Genomic DNA, 3,833 nt, shown 5'->3' with positions numbered 1-3,833 from the left:
TCGCCGTTCCGCCCCGCCGGGGCGGGAGTTCGAGACCAACGTCACACGATCCGGTGAACGCTCGACGGGCGGCGCCCGGCAGTCGGCACACCGACCAGAGCCCGTCAGGATACCGCCCGCAGACACGCCCCTCGACCGCGGGGTGCGCCCGGGGCTCCGGTGGCGCGCCGCGGGCCCCGGGGGGTGCGCCGCTGGCTCCGAGGGTGCGCCGGGCGCGCGCACGCCGGTGGGCACCGCCCCTCCCGTCATGGGTGGTGCCCGGCGAGGCGCGTCCCGGCGTCCGCCGGCTCAGGCGCCGGGCCTCTCCTGCCGCCGGTCGGCGTTGGCGGTGATCGCGTCGCGGAGGTAGACCGCCAGGCCGGGGGCGATCGCGTCGTACGTCGCCGTGAAGCGCTCGTCGCTCACGTACATCTCGCCCAGGCAGCGCTGCATCTCGTAGCCGCACTCGTAGTGGTTCCGCGAGATCCAGGCCCGGTGCTGCTCGGCGAGGTCCCGCGCCTCGGCGGAGTCGGCCGGGGTGCCGGCGGCCAGCAGCGCGGCGAAGCCCCGGTTGATCCGGTCGCCCTCGGCCGTGATCCGCTTCCAGTCCTCCTTGGTGTAGGAGGCGGCGCGCCGCCGGCTCTCCCGGTACGCCTCGGTGTCCCCCCAGCGCTGCTCGACCTCGTCCGCGTACTGCTCGGGGTCGTGGTCGCCGAAGACCTCGAACTTCTCCTCCGGGGTCAGGTTGATGCCCATCCTCTTCGCCTCCAGGTTCCGTTGGACGGCGGCGGCCATCTTCGTCAGCTTCTCGATCCGCTCGGTCAGCACGCGGTGCTGGCGGCGCAGCGCCTCGCGCGGGTCGACGTCCGGGTCGTCGAGCAGCGGCCGCACCTCGTCCAGCGGGAAGCCCAGCTCCCGGTAGAAGAGGATCTGCTGCAGCCGGTCGAGGTCCGTCTCGTCGTAGCGGCGGTGCCCGGCGTGACTGCGTCCGCCGGGCACCAGGAGTCCGATCTGGTCGTAGTGGTGCAGCGTGCGCACGGTGGTGCCGGACAGCGCGGCCACCTGGCCGACCGTGTAGCTCATGTCCGCTTCCGTCCCTTCTCGGGTGTCGACACCCACGCTGCCCCCTCACGCCGCGTCAGGTGCAAGCGCTGCCGCGCCGGCCGGGTCGGGCGTTCAGCCGTGCCGGCGGCGCAGCCGCGCGGCGGCCCGTGGGACGACCGTCCACGTCACCGCCGCCGCGCCCGTACCGGCGAGCAGGTACCAGGCGTTGCCGGTGGTCGCCGCGGCGAGCGCTCCGAGAAGCGCCCCGTAGGCGGCGCAGAACGCGGTGCGGTGGTCGGTGACCCAGCGCTGGAACGGGGTCAGCCCGTCACGCCGCCGCCCTGCCCGCGCCCCGACGGCCAGTGCCAGGAACATGGTCCCGACCGCGAACACCACAACTGCCATTGCTCCCCCTACCTTCTGCCTTCCCCGGTGGTCGGTTCGAGGCTAGCCGGTGTCCGGATGGCAAAACGGGTTACGGTCCTTACAACGCGGTGTGCGAAGCTCTCCGCCATGCTGGGAATCACCGATCTCCCCACCTATCTGGTGGGCCTGGCGCTGATCATTCTGCTGCCGGGGCCGAACTCGCTCTACGTCGTCTCCGTCGCCGCCCGTCGCGGCGTGCGCGCCGGGTACCAGGCCGCCGGCGGGGTGTTCTGCGGGGACGCGGTGCTGATGGCACTGTCCGCCGGTGGCGTGGCCTCGCTCCTCCAGGCGAGCCCGACGGCGTTCGCCGTGATCAAGTTCGTCGGTGCCGGCTATCTGACCTGGCTGGCGATCGGCATGCTGCGCGGCGCGTGGACGCTGTGGCGCCGTCGCCACCAGCGGGTGGAGGCGACGCAGGCGGTGAGCGCGGACGGTGCGCCGGAGCGGGCCATCGGCGAGCGGCCGTTCCGGCGGGCGCTGCTGGCGTCGCTGCTGAACCCGAAGGCGATCCTTTTCTTCGTCTCGTTCTTCGTGCAGTTCGTCGACCCGGCGTACCCGTACCCGGCGCTGACGTTCCTGGCGCTCGGCCTGTGGGCGCAGCTGTTCAGCCTGTCCTACCTGTCGCTGCTGATCTTCAGCGGCAGCCGGCTCGCGGCGGCGTTCCGCCGTCGGCAGCGGCTCCAGGCGGGCGCCTCGGCGGCGGCCGGCGCGGCGTTCCTGGCGTTCGCCGCGAAGCTGTCGACCAGCAGCGCGTAGCCGGAGGCCGGTAAGGCTCAGTCGGCTGCGAACGGGTTGTCCGTGCCCTCCGGCAGGACCTGGAGGTCCCGTTCGCCCTCGCCGGCCATCACGTACGCCCCCGCCTCCAGGCGGGAGATCAGGCCGCGCGTCCACTCGGCGCCCGCGTCGGAGTTGTGCACCCACAGGCGCATGATCTCGCCGATGTGCCCCCACTCCTGCGGGGCGCCCTCCGGCGCCCAGTACGCGGTGACCTCCGCGCGCCACGCCTCCAGGTCGGCGACCCGCTTGCGCAGCAACTCGACGGCCTCCTGGCGGGGCAGGTCGACGATGAAGCCCACGGCGGAGGTCAGCACGTCCGGCTTCTCGTCGATGGCGGTGAGCGAGTGGCGCAGCAGCCGCAGGAACTCGGCGTGGCCGGCGTCGGTCAGCTCGTACTCGGTGCGCGGCGGACCGCCGGCGGGGCTGGGGGCCGTCTCGTGGGCGTGCAGCAGTCCCTGCTTGTTGAGCTGCTTCAGCGCGTGGTAGATCGACCCGGGCTTGGCGTTGGACCACTCGTGGGCGCCCCAGAACTCCAGGTCGTTGCGGATCATGTAGCCGTGGGCGCGGCCGTGCTGCCGGACGGCGCCGAGCACGAGCAGTCGGATCGCCGACACGTCCTCTCCCTTCTCCTGCGCGGATCGGCACCGGCTCCTCGTCCGGGCCGGGCCGTCGCGACGCCAGTCTAGGAGCGGCACGTCAAAGTTGATCAGCGAAGGCCGTGACACCCGGCGCGCACTGCGGACAGAACCTGACCGGAAGGGTTCATAGCTTGGTGTTCGTCGGAAGGGACAGGCCCCGCCGGGGGCCGACCTCCTCCCGTAACGGACTCATTCACGCGGCGAAAGGTTGAGGAACCATGACCACTCCCCCCGAGGTCCACGGTGACGAGCGCGGCGCCCTGCTCGCCGCCCTGGCCAGCCAGCGCGCCGCCTTCCGCCAGGCGGTGGAAGGCCTGACCGAGGAGCAGGCCCGCAGCACACCCAGCGCAAGCGAACTCTCCCTCGCCGGCCTCATCAAGCACCTCACGACCGTGGAGACCGGCTGGTTGGCGACGATGCGCGACGGCACGAGGCCGGACTACGAGGACCCGGCGTCGTTCGAGATGCACGCCGCGAGCTTTGTCCCGGCCGAGGACGAGACCGTCGCCGTCCTGCTCGACCGCTACGACCAAGCGGCGGCGGAGACCGAGAAGGCCGTCCGTGAACTGCCGTCGCTGAATGACACGTTCGTGCTTCCCGACGCCCCCTGGGGCAAGGGCGGCCCGCGCTCCTGGCGCTGGGCGCTGCTGCACCTCATCGAGGAGGCGGCGCGCCACGCCGGCCACGCCGACGTCATCCGCGAGACGATCGACGGCCACAAGGCCATGGGCTGACCCGGGCCCCGGCCCTCCCCGGTGGCGCCCGTCCCGCGACGGGCACCACCGGGCCCCCGCCGCCTTGCGGTGAGCGTTCAACCCGACGCCCCGCAGTCTTGCGGACAGAACCTGGCCGCAAGGGCCCGTAGCTTGGTGGTTGTCGGAAGGGAACGGGCCGCCCGGAAGGGCCCTCGCCTCTCCCCGACGTGACTGACACTCCCGGCGAAAGGTTGACGGCCATGACCACTCCCCC

General features: G+C 72.6%; 5 protein-coding genes. 2 read left to right on the top strand and 3 right to left on the bottom strand.

Annotated elements, in window-relative coordinates; all coding sequences use genetic code 11:
* Positions 1-288: 288 nt before the first annotated feature.
* Together GL263_RS23110 and GL263_RS23105 are read right to left on the bottom strand one after the other, a co-directional pair.
* Positions 289-1,062: a MerR family transcriptional regulator gene (locus GL263_RS23110; RefSeq protein ID WP_182857680.1), complete on the bottom strand. Its 774-nt coding sequence runs from the start codon at positions 1,060-1,062 to the stop codon at positions 289-291.
* 93 nt (positions 1,063-1,155) lie between these two features.
* A complete protein-coding gene (locus GL263_RS23105) occupies positions 1,156-1,428 on the bottom strand; it encodes a hypothetical protein (protein WP_182857679.1) in 273 nt (90 codons plus the stop codon).
* Between the two features lie 108 nt (positions 1,429-1,536).
* Between GL263_RS23105 and leuE the strand changes: the two genes are divergently transcribed.
* On the top strand, positions 1,537-2,205 hold the full coding sequence (leuE, locus tag GL263_RS23100; protein ID WP_182857678.1) for a leucine efflux protein LeuE: 669 nt from the start codon (positions 1,537-1,539) through the stop codon (positions 2,203-2,205).
* Between the two features lie 17 nt (positions 2,206-2,222).
* On the opposite strand, the gene GL263_RS23095 is transcribed toward leuE, so the two are convergent.
* On the bottom strand, positions 2,223-2,840 hold the full coding sequence (locus tag GL263_RS23095) for a PadR family transcriptional regulator (RefSeq protein WP_182857677.1): 618 nt from the start codon (positions 2,838-2,840) through the stop codon (positions 2,223-2,225).
* Positions 2,841-3,082: 242 nt separating this feature from the next.
* Here GL263_RS23095 and GL263_RS23090 point away from each other — a divergent pair, with 242 nt between their 5' ends.
* A complete protein-coding gene (locus tag GL263_RS23090; RefSeq protein ID WP_182857676.1) occupies positions 3,083-3,598 on the top strand; it encodes a DinB family protein in 516 nt (171 codons plus the stop codon).
* Positions 3,599-3,833 lie beyond the last annotated feature (235 nt).

Source organism: Streptomyces durbertensis, from assembly GCF_014156695.1.
Lineage (GTDB): Bacteria > Actinomycetota > Actinomycetes > Streptomycetales > Streptomycetaceae > Streptomyces > Streptomyces durbertensis.
The sequence above is the reverse complement of the archived record's forward strand: the minus strand, read 5'-3'. Positions and strand labels throughout refer to the sequence as shown.

Bases quoted from the DNA above. Each gene is read 5' to 3' on its own strand.
- GL263_RS23110 (WP_182857680.1), bottom strand. From the start codon at position 1,062: ATGAGCTACACGGTCGGCCAGGTGGCCGCGCTGTCCGGCACCACCGTG.
- GL263_RS23090 (WP_182857676.1), top strand. From the start codon at position 3,083: ATGACCACTCCCCCCGAGGTCCACGGTGACGAGCGCGGCGCCCTGCTC.
- GL263_RS23105 (WP_182857679.1), bottom strand. From the start codon at position 1,428: ATGGCAGTTGTGGTGTTCGCGGTCGGGACCATGTTCCTGGCACTGGCC.
- leuE (WP_182857678.1), top strand. From the start codon at position 1,537: ATGCTGGGAATCACCGATCTCCCCACCTATCTGGTGGGCCTGGCGCTG.